We start from the raw sequence: 209 nt of genomic DNA, 5'->3' as shown, positions 1-209 counted from the left end.
CCTATTTGAAGCCGTCGAATACATCCTGACAAGCCATAAGGTGGCTCACCACCTGGTTCATCTGAACCGGGTGAATGAGACTAAACCTTCAGGCGCGGTTTGCACTGATTGGGAAGCTACATTCTGCCCAATTCAAGCAGCCACTGTTGGCGTTATTGCTGAGGGCGAGTAAGATAGTTCCTCATGTAGGGTGGGCTTCGGCCTGGTAC

The sequence above is a fragment of the Idiomarina sp. UBA4206 genome (assembly GCF_002383015.1).
GTDB classification, from domain to species: Bacteria; Pseudomonadota; Gammaproteobacteria; order Enterobacterales; family Alteromonadaceae; genus Idiomarina; species Idiomarina abyssalis.
This window is presented reverse-complemented; position numbering follows the sequence as displayed.